At 69.4% G+C, this 18,346-nt stretch carries 17 protein-coding genes; 10 read left to right on the top strand and 7 right to left on the bottom strand.

Annotation, left to right across the window (positions count from 1 at the left end):
• The first annotated feature begins 59 nt into the window (after window positions 1-59).
• Together B0W80_RS18840 and B0W80_RS18835 are read left to right on the top strand one after the other, a co-directional pair.
• Window positions 60-1,196: a helix-turn-helix domain-containing protein gene (locus B0W80_RS18840; protein ID WP_083745492.1), complete on the top strand. Its 1,137-nt coding sequence runs from the start codon at window positions 60-62 to the stop codon at window positions 1,194-1,196.
• A 102-nt stretch (window positions 1,197-1,298) separates the two neighbouring features.
• The gene (locus B0W80_RS18835; protein WP_077000683.1) at window positions 1,299-1,625 is read left to right on the top strand and encodes a thioredoxin family protein; all 327 of its coding nucleotides are present in this window, start codon (window positions 1,299-1,301) and stop codon (window positions 1,623-1,625) included.
• 51 nt (window positions 1,626-1,676) lie between these two features.
• Here the strand turns inward: B0W80_RS18835 and aspA are convergent, their stop codons facing one another.
• Window positions 1,677-3,098 carry an aspartate ammonia-lyase gene (gene aspA / locus B0W80_RS18830; protein WP_077000682.1) on the bottom strand — a complete coding sequence of 474 codons (1,422 nt, stop codon included), beginning with the start codon at window positions 3,096-3,098 and terminating at the stop codon, window positions 1,677-1,679.
• A gap of 180 nt (window positions 3,099-3,278) precedes the next feature.
• Here aspA and B0W80_RS18825 point away from each other — a divergent pair, with 180 nt between their 5' ends.
• The 3 genes from B0W80_RS18825 to B0W80_RS18815 all read left to right on the top strand — a co-directional run bounded on the left by B0W80_RS18825 (window position 3,279) and on the right by B0W80_RS18815 (window position 5,651).
• Window positions 3,279-3,722, top strand: a complete 444-nt coding sequence (locus B0W80_RS18825) for a carboxymuconolactone decarboxylase family protein (RefSeq protein ID WP_077000701.1) — start codon at window positions 3,279-3,281, stop codon at window positions 3,720-3,722.
• A gap of 58 nt (window positions 3,723-3,780) precedes the next feature.
• On the top strand, window positions 3,781-5,001 hold the full coding sequence (locus tag B0W80_RS18820) for a DUF418 domain-containing protein (RefSeq protein ID WP_077000681.1): 1,221 nt from the start codon (window positions 3,781-3,783) through the stop codon (window positions 4,999-5,001).
• A gap of 263 nt (window positions 5,002-5,264) precedes the next feature.
• The gene (locus B0W80_RS18815; protein ID WP_077000680.1) at window positions 5,265-5,651 is read left to right on the top strand and encodes a DUF4345 domain-containing protein; all 387 of its coding nucleotides are present in this window, start codon (window positions 5,265-5,267) and stop codon (window positions 5,649-5,651) included.
• A gap of 28 nt (window positions 5,652-5,679) precedes the next feature.
• Here the strand turns inward: B0W80_RS18815 and B0W80_RS18810 are convergent, their stop codons facing one another.
• The 6 genes from B0W80_RS18810 to B0W80_RS18785 form a co-directional block, all read right to left on the bottom strand.
• Window positions 5,680-6,063, bottom strand: coding sequence for a nuclear transport factor 2 family protein (locus tag B0W80_RS18810; RefSeq protein WP_077000679.1), 384 nt, complete (start codon window positions 6,061-6,063; stop codon window positions 5,680-5,682).
• A gap of 140 nt (window positions 6,064-6,203) precedes the next feature.
• Window positions 6,204-7,169: a tripartite tricarboxylate transporter substrate binding protein gene (locus B0W80_RS18805; protein WP_077000678.1), complete on the bottom strand. Its 966-nt coding sequence runs from the start codon at window positions 7,167-7,169 to the stop codon at window positions 6,204-6,206.
• A gap of 68 nt (window positions 7,170-7,237) precedes the next feature.
• Window positions 7,238-8,191 (bottom strand): 2-hydroxyacid dehydrogenase, encoded by a 954-nt coding sequence (locus B0W80_RS18800; protein WP_077000677.1) that lies wholly within the window; start codon window positions 8,189-8,191, stop codon window positions 7,238-7,240.
• Window positions 8,192-8,334: 143 nt separating this feature from the next.
• Window positions 8,335-9,933: a galactarate dehydratase gene (gene garD / locus B0W80_RS18795; protein ID WP_077000676.1), complete on the bottom strand. Its 1,599-nt coding sequence runs from the start codon at window positions 9,931-9,933 to the stop codon at window positions 8,335-8,337.
• Between the two features lie 23 nt (window positions 9,934-9,956).
• Complete coding sequence (locus B0W80_RS18790) at window positions 9,957-11,105, bottom strand: mandelate racemase/muconate lactonizing enzyme family protein (protein ID WP_077000675.1); 1,149 nt, start codon at window positions 11,103-11,105, stop codon at window positions 9,957-9,959.
• Window positions 11,106-11,161: 56 nt separating this feature from the next.
• The gene (locus B0W80_RS18785) at window positions 11,162-12,121 is read right to left on the bottom strand and encodes a tripartite tricarboxylate transporter substrate binding protein (protein ID WP_077000674.1); all 960 of its coding nucleotides are present in this window, start codon (window positions 12,119-12,121) and stop codon (window positions 11,162-11,164) included.
• A gap of 330 nt (window positions 12,122-12,451) precedes the next feature.
• On the opposite strand from B0W80_RS18785, the gene B0W80_RS18780 reads away from it, so the two are divergent.
• The 5 genes from B0W80_RS18780 (at window position 12,452) to B0W80_RS18760 (ending at window position 18,297) form a co-directional block, all read left to right on the top strand.
• On the top strand, window positions 12,452-13,486 hold the full coding sequence (locus tag B0W80_RS18780) for a LacI family DNA-binding transcriptional regulator (RefSeq protein ID WP_077000673.1): 1,035 nt from the start codon (window positions 12,452-12,454) through the stop codon (window positions 13,484-13,486).
• 132 nt (window positions 13,487-13,618) lie between these two features.
• The gene (locus tag B0W80_RS18775; RefSeq protein ID WP_077000672.1) at window positions 13,619-14,449 is read left to right on the top strand and encodes a helix-turn-helix transcriptional regulator; all 831 of its coding nucleotides are present in this window, start codon (window positions 13,619-13,621) and stop codon (window positions 14,447-14,449) included.
• Window positions 14,450-14,590: 141 nt separating this feature from the next.
• Window positions 14,591-16,462, top strand: a complete 1,872-nt coding sequence (locus B0W80_RS18770) for an AMP-binding protein (RefSeq protein WP_179106973.1) — start codon at window positions 14,591-14,593, stop codon at window positions 16,460-16,462.
• Window positions 16,459-17,268: an enoyl-CoA hydratase-related protein gene (locus tag B0W80_RS18765; protein WP_077000670.1), complete on the top strand. Its 810-nt coding sequence runs from the start codon at window positions 16,459-16,461 to the stop codon at window positions 17,266-17,268. Before B0W80_RS18770 ends, B0W80_RS18765 begins: the two co-directional genes overlap by 4 nt.
• Window positions 17,269-17,310: 42 nt before the next feature.
• On the top strand, window positions 17,311-18,297 hold the full coding sequence (locus B0W80_RS18760) for a tripartite tricarboxylate transporter substrate binding protein (protein ID WP_077000669.1): 987 nt from the start codon (window positions 17,311-17,313) through the stop codon (window positions 18,295-18,297).
• The last annotated feature ends 49 nt before the right edge of the window (window positions 18,298-18,346 follow it).

The raw sequence follows: 18,346 nt of genomic DNA, 5'->3' as shown, positions 1-18,346 counted from the left end.
CAGCCCGCAGTCAGTCGATCGGCACACCAAGAACGCGCCACCAAGACGCCACGAACACGATGAGCCTGCCTTCCCTGCACCTGCCCGAGCGCTCCCTCGCCATCGCCCAGGCGCGCCGCGCGTGGATCGACGGGGAGTCCGTCGGCGCACACGGCGCACGCGTCGAGCCGTGGCTGCTGCGATCGTGGCAGCGCTGCCTGGCGGCGGGCCACCGGCCGCAGCAGCGCGTCGGCTTCGACCCCGTGACGCGCCAGGCCGCCCGGCGCGTCGCCGAACGCAACCGCGGCCTGCTCTCGGCCGCGCGGCCGGTGCTGGCCAGCCTGTCGCGCGCGATTGCCGACACGCGCTACTTCGCGATCCTGACCGACGCCGACGGCATCGTGATCGAGGTCGGCGCCCTGCCCGGCGGCAGCGAGGCCACGGCCCGCCATGCGCGCGATATCGCGCGCGTGGGCGTCGACCTGTCGGAACGTGCGGTCGGCACCACCGCCATCGGCGCCGCGCTGGCCGAGCGCGACTCCGTCTGGCTGCATCGCGGCGAGCACTTCTTCGACGACACCAGCATCTACAGCTGCGCCGGCGCACCGCTGTTCGGCCCGGCCGGCGACTGCATCGGCATGCTCGACCTGACCGGCGTGCAGGTGGTCGAGCGGCCCGAGCTTCGTCACCTGGCCGTGCTGTCGGCGCGCCACATCGAGAACGCGCTGGTGCTCGCCCATCCCTGCACGCTGCTGCTGCACCTGAACTGGCCGGGCTACGGCGGCGGGCCGGGCAATGAAGGCCTGCTGTGCATCGATGCCGACGGCCGCGTGACGGGCGCCAACACCGTGGCGCGCCAGATGCTGCACCAGCCGCCGGGCCATCATCCGGCCCCGCATTGCCAGGAACTCTTCGCGCTGCCGCCCGAGATGCTGTTCGATGCGGCACGCCGCGGCGATTCGGTGATGGAGGTGCCGCTGTGGTCGGGCCTGCGCGTGCAGGCCAGGCCGCAGCTGGCCCACGGCGCGCAGCGATCGGCACCCCCGCCGGTGCAAGTTGCACCGGGGTTGCCACGCCTGCGCGACGTCGAGGCCGCGCTGATCCGCCGGGCCGTGGACGACGCGCGCGGCAACGTGGCCGAGGCGGCGCGTGCGCTGGGCATCAGCCGGGCCACCGTCTATCGCACGCTGAACCGGGCGCGGCGCGGGGCGGGCTGAGGGCGCCGTCGGCGCTTGCCCACACCCCGTGGGCCGTCACTGACATCGGGCGACGACATCGGCGCGCCAGCGCGATTTCGCCCGCGGGGCCAGAATCGCCACATGAACAAGCCCTACTCAAGCGACGAGCCGACCCGCGCCGAGGTCGACGCCTTCTCCGGTGCCACGGTGGTCGAATTCGGAGCGAACTGGTGCGGCATCTGCAAGGGCGCGCAGCCGATCATCGAGAAGGCGCTGTCCTCGGCGCCGACACTGCGTCACCTGAAGGTCGAAGACGGCAGCGGGCGCCCGCTCGGCCGCTCCTTCGGCATCAAGCTCTGGCCCACGCTGGTCTTCATGCGCGACGGGCGCGAATTGGGCCGCGTCGTGCGGCCGACCAGCGCGGACCAGATCTCGGACGAACTGGCCCGCCTCGCGCAGCCGGCCTGAAGGCCCGGCTCGGCGATCGAGCAAAGCAACGCTCGAGTTCAGCCGACCCGTTCAGCCGGCCTTGGACGCGCGCTCGTAAGCGCGCGGCTGCGTCAGCACCTCGTGGCGCAACGCATCCTCCAGTTCGGCCTCGGTCATGAGCTTGCGGCGCAGCACCACCTCGCGCACGTTGGTGCCGTTGGCATAAGCCTCCGCGGCCACCTCGGTCGCCTGCTTGTAGCCGATGATCGGGTTCAGCGCCGTCACCAGCGCGATGGAGCGCTCGATGCTTTCTCGTAGCCGGTCGGGGTTGGCAGTGATGCCCTTCACGCACAGGTCGGCCAGCGTCGTGCAGCCGTTGGTCAGGTGCTTGAAGCTGCGGAACAACGCGCTTGCGATGATCGGCTCGAAGGCGTTGAGCTGCAGCTGTCCGCCTTCCGCCGCGAAGGTCACGGTCAGGTCGTTGCCGAAGACTTCGAAGCAGACCTGGTTCACCACTTCCGGAATCACCGGATTGACCTTGCCCGGCATGATCGACGAGCCGGCCTGCATCGGCGGCAGGTTGATTTCGCCCAGGCCCGAGCGCGGCCCGCTCGACAGCAGCCGCAGGTCGTTGCAGGTCTTCGACAGCTTGACCGCGATGCGCTTGAGCACGCCGGAGAGCTGCACGAAAGCACCACAGTCCTGCGTCGCCTCGATCAGGTTGGGCGCGGTCGACAAATCCAGCCCCGTGATGCGGCGCAGCGCCGCCAGCGCCTTGCCCGCGTATTCCGGATGAGCCGTGATGCCGGTGCCGATCGCGGTCGCGCCCAGATTGATCTCGCGGATCAGGGCCGAGGCTTCGGTGAGGCGCAGGATGTCTTCCTCGATCATCACGACGTAGGTCGAGAACTCCTGGCCGAGGGTCATCGGCACCGCGTCCTGCAGTTGCGTGCGGCCGATCTTGAGCAGGTGCGCGAACTCGGCCGCCTTGGCGGCGAACGCATTACGAAGGTGCTGCATGGCCGCCAGCAGGCGCTCGATGGCGAAGCAGGTGGCGATGCGGATCGCCGTCGGGTACACGTCGTTGGTGCTCTGCGCCATGTTGACGTGTTCGTTGGGGTGCAGGTACTGGTACTCGCCGCGCTGGTGGCCCAGGATTTCGAGCGCCCGGTTGCACACCACTTCGTTCGCGTTCATGTTGGTGGAGGTGCCGGCGCCGCCCTGGATCACGTCGACCACGAACTGGTCGTGCAGCGCGCCGCGGCGGATCTCCTCGCAGGCCGCCACGATCGCGTCGCGCAGCTCGGGTGCGAGCAGGCCCAGCTCGGTGTTGGCCTGGGCCGCCGCTTCCTTCACGGAGGCGAGCGCCACCACCAGTTCGGAGAAGGCCGAGATCGTGGTGCCCGAGATCTGGAAGTTCTCCTTGGCCCGCAGCGTGTGGACGCCGTAGTAGGCCTCGTCGGGCACTTCGCGATCACCCAGCAGGTCGTGTTCGATGCGCGTCTTGGCCATGGCTGTCTCCTCTTGGTGTTGGGGGGATGCCCGAGTGTGCTCCCGTTCGGCCCGGTGCCGCGATGTCCGGCGCAGCCCATCGCGCATGAGCCGATGTCACAAACGGATGGGCCGGTGCGTCTTCAGTGCATGGAAGGCCGCAGGGTGCGGCAGTCCACCACCGACGCCAAGGAATCGACCATGTCGCACGCTCCCCGCCTCCCTTTTCATGAACTCGCCCCGAAGGCCTTCAAGGCACTCTACGCACTCTCCGGCGCCGTGCGCAAGGACCTGCTGGGTGCGCGCCTGCACGAGCTGATGGTGCTGCGCGTCTCGCAGATCAACGGCTGCGCCTTCTGCATCGACATGCACTGGCGCGACCTGGTCAAGCAGGACGTCGACGCGCGCCACATCAACGCGGTGGCCGGCTGGCGCGAGGCGCCCTTTTTCACCGAGCGCGAGCGTGCCGCGCTGCGCTGGGCCGAGATCGTGACGGCCATTCCGCAGCAGGACCCGAGCGACGAGGAGTTCGCGCGGCTCCGGGCCCACTTCTCGGATGAAGAGATCGCGGAGCTGGGCTTCGCGATCTCGGTGATCACGGCCTGGAACCTGCTCAACATCAGCTTCCGGAACCCGATCCGATAGGACCGCGCGGCGTAAGCCCTCACGGGCAACGCGCACACCGGCGTCTACCATCGGCTCGATGAGTTCCCAAGCCGATGCCGCGACGCCGACGCAACCGACCCGCCTGCTGCATCTGGATGCCCTGCGCGGCTTCGCGCTCGTGGGCATCCTGATCGTCAACATCGCCACCTTCGCCTCGGCCTACTACGCCGGCGCCGTGCCCGATCCGCTCTACAACCGGCCCATCGATCATCTGGTGCGCTGGCTCGCGAGCGCGCTGTTCGAGACCAAGTTCTACATCCTCTTCTCCTTCCTCTTCGGCTACAGCTTCGTGCTGCAGATGGATGCGGCCGAGCAGGGCGGCGCGGCTTTCGTGCCGCGCATGCTGCGCCGGCTGCTCGGGCTGTTGCTGCTCGGGGCGGCCCATGCGTTCTGGCTCTACCACGGCGACATCCTCGTCACCTATGCCGTGCTGGGGCTCCTGCTGCTCGTGGTGCGCCGGCAGAGCGAGCGGCAGGCGTTCCGGCGGGCCTGCGTGTTCACGCTGCTGCCGGCGGTCATGCTGGTGTCGATGGGGCTCGTGCAATCGATGTACGGCCAGCCCGTCGACCTGGCCGGCCCGACGCTGCGCGCGGCAGCTGCACAGAAGTTCTGGCTGGGCTCGACGGCCGACATCGTGGGCCAGCGCGTGCGCGAGCTCGGCAACGCGTGGTGGGTCGTCGTGCTGGTGCAAGGACCGTGCGCGTTCGCGATGTTCATGGTCGGCGCCGCGGCCGGCCGGCGCCGCGTGTTCGCGCAGCTCGACGCCTATCGCAGCCTGTGGCCGCGCCTCATCACCTGGGGCCTGGCGGTGGGCTTGCCGGGCGCGATGTTCTATGCGTCCGCCACCCTGTGGGGCCAGGGCACGGGCTGGGAGCTGACCGGACTGGGCGTGAGCCTCGTGACGGCGCCTTTCCTCAGCGCGGCCTACATGGGCATGGCGATGACACTGTTCGAGCGCAAGGCGGGCCTGCGCATCGCGCAAGTCCTGGCCCCGGCCGGGCGCATGGCGCTGTCCAACTACCTGGCGCAATCGCTGGTCTGTGCGCTGGTCTTCACCGGCTACGGCTTCGGGCTCATGGGCCGGGTGTCGCCGCTGGGCAGCGTGCTTGTGGCGCTGGGCTTGTTCGGCTGCCAGATGGTGGCGAGCCGATGGTGGCTCGGCCGCTTTCGCTACGGGCCGGTGGAATGGGCACTGCGCGCGCTGACGACGGCAGCCTGGCCGGCGATGCGGCGCGAGGCCGAGTCGCGCACGCGGTGAGCGCGCATCGGCGGCGGCCCTGATGCGGCCCCGTCGAATGCGCACTTCTGCGAAGCTGTAGATCATTGGCTTAAGCGCCGCAACAGAGCGCGGTTTTCGGCGCACCCATTCCTACTACACCCCAACGAAATAGTTGGCAGACCGCCGCACACGGCATTGCGACAGCACCATCGCCTCGCTAGATTGGCCGCTCTCCGTTCGCAGCCACTCGCCGCTTCACGTCGTCGGCTGCACTTTTCAACTCTTTCATCTACGGTATCTACATGCCTCACAGCACTCCGCTGGAAACTTCTCAGCTCGTCGCGCGCATCTGTCTCTTCATGATCGGCGCCATCGCCGTCACCGGCGGCTGCCTGCAGATGTACCTGGGCCAACCCGACACCACGCCCCGCCTGGACAACGTGCACCGCTTCATGGCCGGCGTCTATCTCGCCACCGGATTCATCGCGATCTGGACCGGCATCGCGATTCGCGAGCAGAGCACCCTCGTCTACCTGATCGCCCTGGGCGTTCTGCTGGCGGCCGTCGGGCGGCTCGTGTCCATCAGCCAGGTCGGGCTTCCGACCCCGCACGCCGTCTGGATCGGCTACCTGGTGCCCGAGCTCGTGCTGCCGGTGATCCTGGCCTGGGCCCAGTACCGCAGCAGCTGAGTTTTTTTTAGTCCGGCGGTCGGCGCGATCAGGCGCCGACCGGCACCTTGTCCAGGAAGCCCGTCACCGCGCGCAGCTTCCCTCGCTGGAGCGCCACGAAATCGGTGCCCTCCACCAGGTCTTCGGCCCCGCTCGGGCCCAGCGTCCACGAAAAGCGCAGGTGGTCGCCATGCGCATCGGCCTGCCCCTTCAATGCGAATCGAAAGCCCGGATAGCGCTGGTGCACGCCGCCGATCAGCGTGTTGATCTGGGCCAGACCGCTGCCCTGCATCACCGGGTCGACATAGGTGGCGTCGGAAGTCCAATGCTGCTCGAGCAAGCCCAGGCGGCGTTGCGCGTCGGTCTCGTTCCAGGCGGCGATGTAGTGCTCGGCGATGCGGGCGGCTTCGGGGGTGATGGCGTTGCTGCTCATGTGCGGCTCCTTGTTTCGGCGACCCGCAACATCGCGGGTTGATGAAATGTTCTCCGCAAGCCACTCGCGGGTCGATGACGTGCGAGGTCATGGCAATCCCACACCTCGCCACCGCGCTCACGCCGTCGTGCCGCGCGGCATCACTCCGGCTGAATGCCCGCGTCCTTGATGATGCGGCCCCAACGCTCGAGTTCGGCCACCTGGAAGCGCGCGAGTTCTTCGGGCGAGGTCGGCGTCACCTCCATACCGTTGTCGGCGACGAAGCGGCGCACCGGCTCGGTCGCCATGGCCTTGCGCATCAGCTCGTTCAGCCGCTGCACCAGCGGCGCCGGCGTGCCGGCCGGCGCGTAGAGCGCGTTCCAGTAGCTGGCTTCGTAGCCCGGCAAGCCCTGCTCGGCGATCGTCGGGATGTTCGGCACGAGGCTCGATCGCTTCGGGCTGCTCAGGCCCAGCGCGCGCAGCTTGCCGCTCTTGACCTGCGGCAGGCTGGTCGTCAGGTCGACGATCATCACGTCGGTCTGGCCGCCCACCAGGTCGAGCACGGCGGGCGGGTTGGCCTTGTAGGGCACGTAGTTCAGCTTCGTCGCGGTCATGTGCTGGAACAGCTCGGTCGCGACGCGCGCCGACGACGAGCCGGATCCGAAGGACAGCTTGCCCGGCTCCTTCTTCGCCAGCGCCACGAACTCCTGCACGTTGTTGGCCTTCACTGCCGGGTTGACCACCATCAGCATGTAGCCCTGCACCAATTGGCCCACGGGCGCGAAGTCCTTGATGGGGTTGTAAGGCAGGTTCTTGACCAGGTGCGGGTTCGCGGCCTGGGTGGTGTTGGTGGTCATGAACAGCGTGTAGCCGTCGGGCGCCGCACGCGCCACCATCTGCGCCGCGATGCCGCCGAACGCGCCGGGCCGGCTGTCGACCACCACGGCCTGGCCGGTCTCCTTGGTGATCTGCTGGCCGACCGCGCGCGCCAGGCCGTCGGTGGTGCTGCCCGGGCTGGAGCCGATCACGATGGTGATGGGCTTCGCGGGATAGGTGGCCTGCGCGGCCACGGTGCCGCATGCAAAGGCGGCGAGCGCGAACGAGGCGATGCGTGTGAGCTTCTTCATGTCGATGTTTCTTGGGGCGTTTGCGGTGTGAGTGCTAAGAAAGTGGCGAAGTCGAAAGTGACCCGGGCTCAGGTCGTCAGGCTCATCTCGGGCCGCTGCCCGGCCAGCCCCTGCGCCAGGCTCGCGAGCACCATCTCGCCCATGGCGGTGCGCGTCTCGACCGTGGCGCTGGCGCGATGCGCCTGCAGCGTCACGCGGTCGGAGTTGCGCAGCGTCTCGGGCACGTGCGGCTCGTCGACGAACACGTCCAGGCCCGCACCGGCGATGCGGCCGGCCTCGATCGCTGCGACCAGGTCCGGCTCGTTGACCAGCCGGCCGCGCGCGATGTTGACCAGGAAGCCCTGCGGCCCCAGCGCGTCGAGCACGCGGGCATCGACGATGCCTTCGGCCTTGTCGGCGGCCGCGGCCAGCACCAGTGCGTCGGAGTCGCGCGCCAGCGCGACCAGGTCGGCGACGAAGCGATGCGGCACGTCGTCCATCGCACGCAGGTCGGTGTAGCTGATGGCACAGCCGAAGGCCGCGGCCCGCACGGCGATCGCGCGGCCGACGCGGCCCATGCCGACGATGCCGACGCGCATGCCGCTGAAGCGGCGCGACAGCGGAATGCTGCTCGGCTGCGGAAAGCGCACCCAGTTGCCGGCACGCACGAAGCGGTCGCCCGCGCCGATGCCGCGGCAGCTGGCGATCAGCAGGCCGATGGCCAGATCGGCGACGTCTTCGGTCAGCGCGCCGAAGGTGGCGGTCACGGCCAGCCCGCGGCTGCGCGCGTAGTCGAGGTCCACCGCGTCGGTGCCCACGCCGTTGACGGCCACCACCTTGAGCGCGGGCAGCTGCGCCATCAGCGCCTTCGTGATGCCGGTATGGCCGCCGGTGATCACGCCTTCGATCGATGCGCCGTGCTCGCGGACGTAGGCCTCCTTGTCGGCCTGCGCATACAGGTGGTGGACGGTGTAGAGCGCTTCCAGGCGCTCGTTGATCGCGGGGATCAGGATGGGGTTGAGCTGGAGAACGTGCGGCTTCATGGTGGTGTCGGCTTCCAGGGGTTGAACACAGGCTTCGAAGATTTGAAGGATGCGGGGCGTACAGGCATGGCGAAGCATCGCCCGGCAGGCCTGGCGGCCCGCCTGCGCATGTGCTGCTCGCAGGGGATGGGTCTAGAGACGGATCAGGTCACGGGCGCCGGGTTGAACAGCACCAGCGCGTTGTGCAGCTTCCACTGCTCGGCCCAGGTCTTCTTGCGGCCGCTGGCCACGTCGAGCATCAGGCGGAACATCTCCCAGCCCACCTCCTCGATGGTGGCCTGGCCGTCGGCGATGCGCCCGGCGTTCACGTCCATCAGGTCGTGCCAGCGGCGCGCCAGGTCGCTGCGCGTGGCCACCTTGATCACCGGCACCTGCGCCAGCCCATAGGGCGTGCCGCGGCCGGTGGTGAACACGTGCAGGTTCATCCCCGCGGCCAGCTGCAGCGTGCCGCAGATGAAGTCCGACGCCGGCGTGGCGGTGTACAGCAGTCCCTTCTGCCGCGCCTTCTCGCCGGGCGCCACCACGCCCGAGATCGGCGAAGAGCCCGACTTCACGATCGAGCCCATCGCCTTCTCGACGATGTTCGACAGCCCGCCCTTCTTGTTGCCCGGCGTGGTGTTGGCGCTGCGGTCGACGCGGCCGCGATCGAGGTAGGCGTCGTACCAGGCCATCTCGCGGATCATCGCCTCGGCCACCTCCGGCGTGGACGCGCGCGAGGTCAGCTGGTCGATGCCGTCGCGCACCTCGGTGACCTCCGAGAACATCACCGTGGCGCCGGCGCGCACCAGCAGGTCGGAGCAGAAGCCGACGGCCGGATTGGCCGTGACGCCCGAGAAGGCGTCGCTGCCGCCGCACTGCACGCCCACCACCAGTTCGCTGGCCGGTACCGTCTCGCGACGGCGCGCGTTCAGGCGCTCCAGGTGCTCCTCGGCCTGCCGCATGATCGACTGCACCATCGACATGAAGCCGACGTGCGCATCGTCCTGCAGGCACACGACGTCGAGCTTCGCGTCGGCGCTGTCGCCCACGTCGGCCACGTTGCGCTCGTCCACCAGCGGAATGGTGCCGGGCGGCATCAGCCGCTCGGGCTGCAGCTTTTCGCAGCCCAGGCTGACCACCATCACTTCGCCGCCGAAGTTGGGGTTGAGGCTGATGTTGCGCAGCGTGCGGATCGGCACGATGGCGTCCGGCGCGTCGATGGCCACGCCGCAGCCGTAGCCGTGCTCCAGCGCCACCACGTCGTCGACGTTGGGGTACTTGGGCAGCAGCTCGGACTTGATTCGCTGCACCGCGAAGTCGGTGACGCCGGCCACGCACTGCACGGTCTGGGTGATGGCCAGGATGTTGCGCGTGCCTACCGAGCCGTCGGGGTTGCGAAAGCCTTCGAAGGTGTAGCCCTCCAGCGCAGGCTGGGGCGGCGGCTTGACGGTGGCGATGGGCAGGCCTTCGAGCGAACGCGCGGCCGGCATGCGCAGCAGCCGCTCGTGCACCCAGCTGCCGGCGGCGATGGGCTTGAGCGCGTAGCCGATCACCACGTCGTAGCGGCGAATCTCACCACCTTCGGCAATGTCGACCAGCGCCACCTTGTGCGCCTGCGGCACCTTCTCGACGAGCGCCAGGCCCGACGGGAACACCGTGCCCGCAGGCAGGCCGCCATCGTTGGCCACGATCGCGACGTTGTCGCGCTCGTGCATGGTGATGTAGAGGGGTGCTGCCGTAACGGCGTCGGCGGTGTCGTTCATCGTGGGGCTCCAGGGTCGCCGGGTCAGGGGCGCTGGCCGATCTCGGCGCTCTCGCGCGTCCAGGTGCGGGCCTGCTCGCTCAGGCTGAGGCCAAGGCCCGGCCGGGTCGGCACCAGCATACGGCCATCCTTGATCTCCAGTCGCTCGTTGAAGAGCGGCTCCAGCCAGTCGAAATGCTCGACCCAGGGCTCGGACGCATACACCGCGCCCAGGTGCACGTGCAGCTCCATCGCGAAATGCGGGCCCAGGCCGAGGCCGGCTTGCTCGGCCTGCGCGGCGATCTTGAGGAAGGGCGTGATGCCGCCGACGCGCGGTGCGTCGGGCATCAGGTAGTCGGCGGCGCGATGGCGGATCAGTTCGCCGTGCTCGATGCCGCTGGTCAGCATCTCGCCGGTGGCGATCGGCGTGTCGAAGGTGGCGGCCAGCGCGGCGTGGCCTTCGAAGTCGTAGGCATCGAGCGGCTCTTCGATCCACACCAGGCCCAGCGGCTCGAACACGCGGCACATGCGCTGCGCGGTCGGCCGGTCCCACTGCTGGTTGGCGTCGATCATCAGCGGCACCTGGTCGCCGAGCTGCTTGCGCACGGCCTCGACGCGCCGGATGTCGAGCGCGCCGTCGGGCTGCCCCACCTTGAGCTTGATGCCGCCGATGCCGCGCTCGACCGAGGCCGCGGCGTTCACCACCAGCTGCTCGATCGGCGTGTGCAGGAAGCCGCCCGAGGTGTTGTAGCAGCGCACCGAGTCGCGCTGCGAACCCAGCAGCTTCGACAGCGACAGGCCCGCGCGGCGCGCCTTCAGGTCGTACAGCGCCACGTCGAAGGCGCCGATGGCCTGCACCGCCATGCCGCTGCGGCCGACCGAGGCGCCGGCCCAGCACAGCTGCGTCCACAGCTTCGAAATGTCGCTCGGGTCGGCGCCGATCAGCACCGGCGCGATTTCCTTCGCGTGCGCGAACTGGCCGGGCCCGCCTGCGCGCTTCGAGTAGCTGAAGCCCAGGCCGCGGTGTCCGTCCTTGGTCTCGATCTCGGCGAACAGCATCGCGATCTCGGTCATCGGCTTCTGGCGGCCGGTCAGCACCTTGGCGTCGCTGATCGGGTTGGCCAACGGCAGGTAGCACGACGAGAGGCGGATCCAGGCGATGCTGTCGGCGGAGGAGGAAGCGGAGGCGGTCATGGGTGGGCGCTGTTGAAGGGGCTGGAGCAGGCGGCTGGCGGCAGGCGAGGTACGGATCAATCGATCGTGATCTTCCCGGTCTCGATCACCTTCTTCCAGCGTGCGTACTCGGCCTGCTGGAAGGTGGCGAACTGCTCGGGCGTGTTGGCGACGATCTCGAAGCCGATGGACGTGAACTGGTCCTTCACCTTCGGGTCGGCGATCGCCTCGACGAAGGCGTCGTGGGCCTTCTGGCGCACGGCGGGCGGCAGGCCCTTGGGCGCAACGATGGCTTGCCACGACGCGACCTCGACGTTCTTCACGCCGGCCTCGGCCAGCGTCGGCACCTCGGGCAGCACCGGCGAGCGCTTCGGGCTGGTGATGGCCAACGGGCGCATCTTGCCGGCCTTGATGTACTGCAGCACCGAGTTGACGTTCTGGAACGAGGCGTCGACCTGCCCGCCCATCAGGTCGGTGTGCGCCGGCGCCCCGCCCTTGTAGGGCACGTGGACGCCCTGGGTGCCGGTCTGCTGCCAGAAGAGCTCGGCCGTCAGGTGGTCGCTGGAGCCGTTGCCGGCGGAGGCGAAGCTCATCTTTCCAGGGTTGGCCTTCTGCCAGGCGATGACGTCGGCCAGACTCTTGTGCGGCGAATTCGCCGGCACCACCAGCACGTTGGGCGACTGCACGACCACGGTGATCAGGTCGAAGTCCTTGAGCGCGTCGTACTGCAGGCCCTTGACCAGGTGCGGGACGATCACCAGCGGGCCAAGCGAGGTCACGAGAAAGGTGTTGCCGTCGGCCGGGGCGCGCTTCACGAAGGTGGCGCCGATGGTGCCGGTGGCGCCGGCCTTGTTGTCGACCAAAAAGCTCTGCTTGAGCTTCTCGCCGAGGCGCGGGGCCATCGCGCGGGCCACCTGGTCGGTGGAGCCGCCGGGTGGGAACGGGACGACGAAGGTCACCGTCTTCTCGGGCCAGGCCTGCGCGCTCGCGGACAAAGCAGCCATGGCGAAGGAAAGCGTGGTCAAGAGTTTCTTCATGCGGGTCTCCTGGATTGATCTGATAACGTTGTCATTTCTCGGTTCGACGCAGGCACTTCGTCAGCATCGTCGATAAGCGGGCCAGCCGCAACCACCTTACGAATGCTGCGCGGCGTCACCTTGGAAGAATGATAGCGTTGTCATTTTGGAGGGTCAACGCAACGAACTCGGGGTTTACCCGGAATCGAGCAGACAACGTTCGCCCTGCAACGCCAGCAATTCCGCGTAGGCCACACAATATCGCGCCCGCCGCTGATAACGTTGTCAACCCGACCCCGTCGCCCCGAGCCTGCGGTATTCTCTGCACCCATCCGCCGCTGCCCGCCCTTCATGAACGCCCCGGTTCCCTTCAAGACCGTCACTCTGCACGACGTCGCCAAGGCGGCCGGCGTGTCGCTCATCACGGCGTCGCGCGCGCTCAGCAATCCGGGCGTGGTGTCGGAGAAGACCAAGGCGCGCGTGCAGCAGGCGGTCGAAGCGACGGGCTACATCCCCAACCTGCTCGCCGGCGGACTCAAGTCCAAGCGCAGCCTGATGGTGGCGGGCATCGTCCCTGCCCTCTCGGTGTCGCAGTTCCTGCCGACCGTGCAGGCGCTGACCACGGCGCTGGCCGCCGAGGGCTACCAGGTCATCCTGGGCCAGACCGCCTACGACGCGGAGCGCGAGGAAGCGGTGCTCAACGCGATGATCAGCCGCCAGCCCGACGGCATCGTCATGACCGGCCTGGTGCAATCCCCGCGCGCGCAGGAGCGCCTGCGCCGCTCCGGCATCCCGGTCGTCGAGACCTGGGACCTGAGCGACCGGCCGGTCGACATGGTGGTCGGCTTCTCGCACCTGAAGGTCGGCAGCGCGGTGGCGGGCTTTTTCCTGTCGCGCGGCTGGAAGAAGGTCGGCGTCGCGACCGGCAGTGACCACCGCGCGATGCAGCGGCGCGAGGGCTTCGTCGCGACCATGGGCCGCGACGTGCCGACGGCCGTGGTACCGGCGCCCAGCAGCCTGGCGCTGGGCCGCCGCGCGCTCGCCGAGCTGCTGGAGAAGGAGCCGAAGCTCGAGGCCGTGTGCTGCAGCTCCGACACGCTGGCCAGCGGCGTGCTGGTCGAGGCCCAGGCGCGTGGCCTGCGCGTGCCGGAAGACCTGGCCGTCTGCGGCTTCGGCAATGCCGACTTCAGCGCCCACACGGTGCCGTCGATCACCACCGTGCACGTCGACGGGCCCGGCATCGGCACGCTGGCCGCCCGCATGATCCTGGCCCGCTGCCGCGGCGAGCGCGCGGCCGAGCCGATCGTCGACCTCGGCTTCCAGCTGATCGAGCGGGCTTCCACGGCCGCGTCCAGGCCCGCGACTCGGTCCGCATCCACGGCCTGATCCGCCTTGTCCGGCCCGGTCGGCACGCGCACAATGCCCCGAGCCGCCCGCCCTTCTTCAACCGGCGCGCTGCACCGATAGAGACGACAGAGACAACAGAGACAAGCGAAACAAGCCCTTCCCTTCGCAACCATGCAGCTCGTGCGACTGAATGAACAAGCGCATGCCCGCGCGCTCGACCGCTCGTGGCAGGCATCGTCGGCCATCGCCGGCGTGGTCGGCTGCGTGGGCGACCGCGCCTTCGGCACGGCCGCGCTGGAGCGCCTGAATGCGGCGCTGCCGCTGTGCTGGATTTCGGTCTACAGCCTCTTCGACACCCGTCCGCCGCAGATGCACCTGGGCGGCAGCTACGGGGTGGCGGACCAGACCTACAGCGCCTTCGAGTTCTATCGCAACGGCGTCTACCGCGTCGACTGCACCTTCGACGCCGTGCGCGAATGCATCGAGCCCGCCGGCGCCGTGCTGACCCACTGGCGCGCGGAAGAGATTCCACGCCGCCACCGCGGCGAGATCTACACGCGGCACGGCCTGAAGGAGCGCGCGTCGGTGGTCACGGTGGGCCAGGAAGGCGGCCTCACCGCCATCAACCTCTACCACCATGAAGGCCAGCGCGCCTTCGACGACGCCGAGCTGGAACTCATCGGCCTGATCGGCGCGCCGCTGGCCGCCTGCATCGGCCTGCACCTGCGCAGCACCCGGCCGGCCGACCGCGGCGCCGATCCGGCGGAGGCCCCGGCGCCCGGCGCAGGCCTGCTCGCCGCGCTGCCTCGCCGGGAGCGCGAGGTCTGCGAACGCCTGCTGCGCGGCTGGACGCACGAAGGCGTGGCCGCCGACCTGGGCATTTCGAGCGGCACCGTCAAGACCTACCGCGACCGCGCCTTCGAGCGGCTGGGCATCCACCACCGCAACGAGCTTTTCGCGCTCGCCATCGGCAGCATCGACGCGCCTTCCACGGACGACTGACGGCGGTCCATCGGTATCGACCCGGTCCCCATCGCGGTGGACAGACGCGAGCGCGGCCCGTCCTTACGCTTCGTCCCGAAGGCGGGCACCATCACCCTCGACGGTCGAGGAACGGGCGCCCGGCCGATGGAGCAGGCCCCGGTGCAGACATCCAAGATTCGCAAGCTCGAAGACGTCAGGGAGATCGAGTCCCGGCCCTACGGCGCGTTCATGCCGCACGGCGATGTGCTGGCCGCGCTGGAGGCAGCCGCAGCAGCGCATGCCGAACGGCCCGCGCTCACCTTCATCGAGTCCGACGATGCCGGCGCGCCCTGCGCGTCGTGGAGCTATGCCCGGTTCATCGCCGACGTGCGACGCACGGCACGCGCCTTCCTGCAGCTCGCCGACGGCGCCGAGCCCCGCGTCGCATTCCTGCTGCCCGCGATACCCGAGGCCTACCTGACCCTGTGGGGCGCCGAAGCCGTCGGCGTCGCCTGCCCGATCAACTACCTGCTCGGCGAGGCGCACATCGCCGAGCTGATCGACGCCGCCGGCGTGAACATCCTCGTGGCGCTCGGCCCGCATCCGGCGCTGGACGTCTGGTCACGCGCGAAAGACCTGTGCGAACGATGCCCGACGCTGCGCCACGTCGTCGCGCTGGGCGGTGCCGAGGGTGCGCTGGATTTCCACGCGCTGCTGCGCGCCCAGTCGCCCGAGCCGCTGGCCGATGCGGCGCCCAGGCGGCCCGACGACCTGGTGGCGCTCTTCCACACCGGCGGCACCACCGGCCGGCCCAAGCTCGCGCAGCACACGCACCGCAACCAGCTCCACGCGGCCTGGGGCGCGGCTTGCATGTACGGCGCGCGCGACGACGACGTCATCCTCAACGGCTTTCCGCTGTTCCACGTCGCCGGCTCCTTCGTGTACGGCCTTTCGATCCTGCTGGCCGGAGGGCACGTCGTGCTGCCCACGCTGCTGGGCCTGCGCAATACCGACTTCGTCAAGGCCTACTGGCGGCACGTCGAACGCCACCGCGTCACCCTGCTGGCCGCAGTGCCCACGGTGATGTCGACCCTGCTGGGCGTGCCCCGCGCGCAGGAAGACCTGTCGAGCGTGCGCTGCCTGCTGACAGGCGGATCGCCGTTGCCGCCCGAGCTGGCGGATGCCTTCGAGAAGCGCCTGGGCATCCCCGTGCGCAACATCCTCGGCATGACCGAGTGCGGCGGCGTCATCGCCATCGAGCCGGCGCATGCGGCCCGCGTGGCCGGCTCCGCCGGCCTACCCCTGCCCTTCTGCACCGTGAAGGCGGTGGACGACGCCGGTGCGCCCCTGCCGCCCGGCACCGACGGCGTGCTGCACGTGCAAGGCCCCAACGTGGGGCCGGGCTACGTCGACGCCGAGGGCAACGAAGGCGTGTTCATCGAAGGCGGCTGGCTCGTCACCGGCGACGTCGGCCATCTCGACGACGCGGGCCGCGTCTTCGTCACCGGCCGGGCCAAGGACCTCATCATCCGCAGCAGCCACAACATCGACCCGCTGGTGATCGAGGCCGCGCTGCTGCGCCATCCCGACGTGCTGATGGCTGCGGCCGTGGGCGCGCCGGACGAATACGCCGGCGAGGTGCCGGTCGCCTTCGTGTCGCTGCGCAGCGGCGCGACCATCGACGCGAACACGCTCTCGTCGTTCGCGCAGGCCCACATTCCCGAACGACCGGCCTATCCCAAGGCGGTGTTCGTGCTCGATGCGCTGCCCCTCACGGCCATCGGCAAGCTCTTCAAGCCGGCGCTGCGGCTGCGCGCCATCGAGTGGGTGATCGGCCAGCGCCTCGAACAAGCCGGGCTGGCGGGCCGGGTCGAGGCGCGCGCGGAGATCGACGGGCGCACGCAGTTGCTGCGGTTCTCCGCACGACACACCGACGAAGCTGACGAAGGCGACGAAGTCGCTGAAGTCACCGAAGCGGTGCGGCAACTGATGGCGCCGTTCGCGCTCAACTACCGCCTCGACGCGCACACCGAACGCGAGGCGACGCGATGAGCGCGAACGTCCTGGTCGAGCGCACGGGCGCCGTCGCCATCGTGACGCTCGACCGCCCCGCCGCGCACCACGCCCTCACGCCCGAGATGCTGTGCGCGCTGGCCGATGCCTTCATGCACGTCCGCGATGACGACGGCATTCGCGCCGCCATCCTCACCGCCACCGGCAGCATCGCCTTCTGCGCCGGCGGCGACCTGGCGACGACGCTGCCGCTGATGACCGGCGCGCGCGAGCCGCAAGACGCTTTCGAGCGCCGCATGCTGAACGACCCGTCGGTGCTGGCGGCATCGGCATTGCGCGACTTTCCGCTGCACAAGCCGGTGGTGGCCGCCATCAACGGCGCCTGCCTCGCCGCCGGCTTCGAGACGATGCTCGGCACCGACATCCGCGTGGCCGTGCCACATGCGAGCTTCGGCCTGCCGGAGGTGCAGCGCGCGCTGGTGCCCTTCGCGGGCTCGATGGTCCGGCTGCCGAGGCAGATACCCCACGCAATCGCGATGGAGCTGCTGCTGACCGGCCGACCGATCGACGCGCAGGAAGCGCATCGCTGCGGACTCGTCAACCATGTGGTGCCGCCCGGCGAGCTGATGGACAAGGCTCTGGACATCGCCACGCGCATCGCCCGCAACGGACCGCTCGCGGTCCGCGCCGTCAAGCAGACCGTCACCGAGGCCAGCGGCCTGCCGCTCGATGTCGGCTACCGGCTCGAAGACAGGACCAAGCGCCACGTGTTCGCCAGCGCGGATGCGCGCGAAGGACCGCGGTCGTTCATGGAGAAGCGCGATCCCGTGTACACCGGCCGCTGAATCCGCTGAAGTGCAATCACATTGACCATCGAGGAGACACCCATGACTTTCACCATTTCGCGACGCCACTGGCTCGCCACCGGCATCGCGACGGGCGTCGCGACGCTGTGCCCCATGGCCTGGGCGCAGTCGTATCCGAACCGCTCGATCCGCCTGGCCGTCGGCTTCGCGCCCGGCACCGGCCCCGACGTGGTGACCCGCGCCCTGGGCCAGAAGCTCGGCGAGAACATGGGCCAGCCCGTGGTCATCGAGAACCGCGCCGGCGCCGGCGGCCAGATCGCGGCGCAGTTCGCGGCCAAGGCCGCGCCCGACGGCTACACGCTGCTGATCGCCGACGTCAGCGCCATCAGCATCGCGCCGGCCGCCTTCTCCAAGCTGGCCTACGACCCCGCGAAGGAACTGGTGCCGGTGTCCGAGGTGGTGCGCACCGATTTCATCCTGGTCGTGCCAGCCAACGCACCGGCAAAGACGGTCGCCGAGTTCGTGGCAGCCGCCAAGGCAGGCAAGGACAAGGTCAACTTCGGCACCTTCGGCGCGGGAACGCCGGGCCACTTCGGCGCCGAGATGTTCGCGGAGCAGGCCGGCTTCAAGGTCGAGCCCGTGCACTACCGCGCGACGGGCGATGCGGTGTCGGCCATCATCGCCGGCGACGTGCAGGCCGCGTTCGTCTCCACCGCACTGGCCACCGCGCAGGTCAAGGGCGGCAAGATGCGCGCGTTGGCCACCACCGCGCCCCAGCGTTCGACGCTGCTGCCCGAAGTGCCCACCTTCACCGAGTCGGGCTTTCCCAAAGCGGACTTCTCGGCCTGGTTCTGCCTGTTCGTGCCAGCGGGCACGCCGGACTCGATCGTCGCGGCGCTCAATGCGCAGGTCGTCGCCGCGCTCAAGGCGCCCGACCTGCGCCGCCAGCTCGAAGAGGCCGGCTTCACGCTGCTCGGCACCAGCTCGGCCGACGCCCGCGCGATGGTCGCGGCCGAGGCGCCGCGCTGGAAGAAGATCGTGCAGGCGACCGGTTTCCGCGGCGACTAGGGATACGCGCGCCTCGCAAGACGCGTCTTGCGGGGCACCACTACCATGC

The sequence above is a fragment of the Variovorax sp. KK3 genome, from assembly GCF_001984055.1.
Taxonomy (GTDB): Bacteria; Pseudomonadota; Gammaproteobacteria; order Burkholderiales; family Burkholderiaceae_C; genus Variovorax.
The sequence above is the reverse complement of the archived record's forward strand: the minus strand, read 5'-3'. Positions and strand labels throughout refer to the sequence as shown.

What these genes read in the sequence shown, in the direction of transcription:
- aspA (WP_077000682.1), bottom strand. Translation starts at nt 3,098, where the DNA reads ATGGCCAAGACGCGCATCGAACACGACCTGCTGGGTGATCGCGAAGTG.
- B0W80_RS18835 (WP_077000683.1), top strand. Translation starts at nt 1,299, where the DNA reads ATGAACAAGCCCTACTCAAGCGACGAGCCGACCCGCGCCGAGGTCGAC.
- B0W80_RS18775 (WP_077000672.1), top strand. Translation starts at nt 13,619, where the DNA reads ATGCAGCTCGTGCGACTGAATGAACAAGCGCATGCCCGCGCGCTCGAC.
- B0W80_RS18810 (WP_077000679.1), bottom strand. Translation starts at nt 6,063, where the DNA reads ATGAGCAGCAACGCCATCACCCCCGAAGCCGCCCGCATCGCCGAGCAC.
- B0W80_RS18760 (WP_077000669.1), top strand. Translation starts at nt 17,311, where the DNA reads ATGACTTTCACCATTTCGCGACGCCACTGGCTCGCCACCGGCATCGCG.
- B0W80_RS18825 (WP_077000701.1), top strand. Translation starts at nt 3,279, where the DNA reads ATGTCGCACGCTCCCCGCCTCCCTTTTCATGAACTCGCCCCGAAGGCC.
- B0W80_RS18780 (WP_077000673.1), top strand. Translation starts at nt 12,452, where the DNA reads ATGAACGCCCCGGTTCCCTTCAAGACCGTCACTCTGCACGACGTCGCC.
- B0W80_RS18785 (WP_077000674.1), bottom strand. Translation starts at nt 12,121, where the DNA reads ATGAAGAAACTCTTGACCACGCTTTCCTTCGCCATGGCTGCTTTGTCC.
- B0W80_RS18790 (WP_077000675.1), bottom strand. Translation starts at nt 11,105, where the DNA reads ATGACCGCCTCCGCTTCCTCCTCCGCCGACAGCATCGCCTGGATCCGC.
- B0W80_RS18820 (WP_077000681.1), top strand. Translation starts at nt 3,781, where the DNA reads ATGAGTTCCCAAGCCGATGCCGCGACGCCGACGCAACCGACCCGCCTG.
- B0W80_RS18840 (WP_083745492.1), top strand. Translation starts at nt 60, where the DNA reads ATGAGCCTGCCTTCCCTGCACCTGCCCGAGCGCTCCCTCGCCATCGCC.
- B0W80_RS18800 (WP_077000677.1), bottom strand. Translation starts at nt 8,191, where the DNA reads ATGAAGCCGCACGTTCTCCAGCTCAACCCCATCCTGATCCCCGCGATC.
- B0W80_RS18805 (WP_077000678.1), bottom strand. Translation starts at nt 7,169, where the DNA reads ATGAAGAAGCTCACACGCATCGCCTCGTTCGCGCTCGCCGCCTTTGCA.
- B0W80_RS18765 (WP_077000670.1), top strand. Translation starts at nt 16,459, where the DNA reads ATGAGCGCGAACGTCCTGGTCGAGCGCACGGGCGCCGTCGCCATCGTG.
- garD (WP_077000676.1), bottom strand. Translation starts at nt 9,933, where the DNA reads ATGAACGACACCGCCGACGCCGTTACGGCAGCACCCCTCTACATCACC.
- B0W80_RS18815 (WP_077000680.1), top strand. Translation starts at nt 5,265, where the DNA reads ATGCCTCACAGCACTCCGCTGGAAACTTCTCAGCTCGTCGCGCGCATC.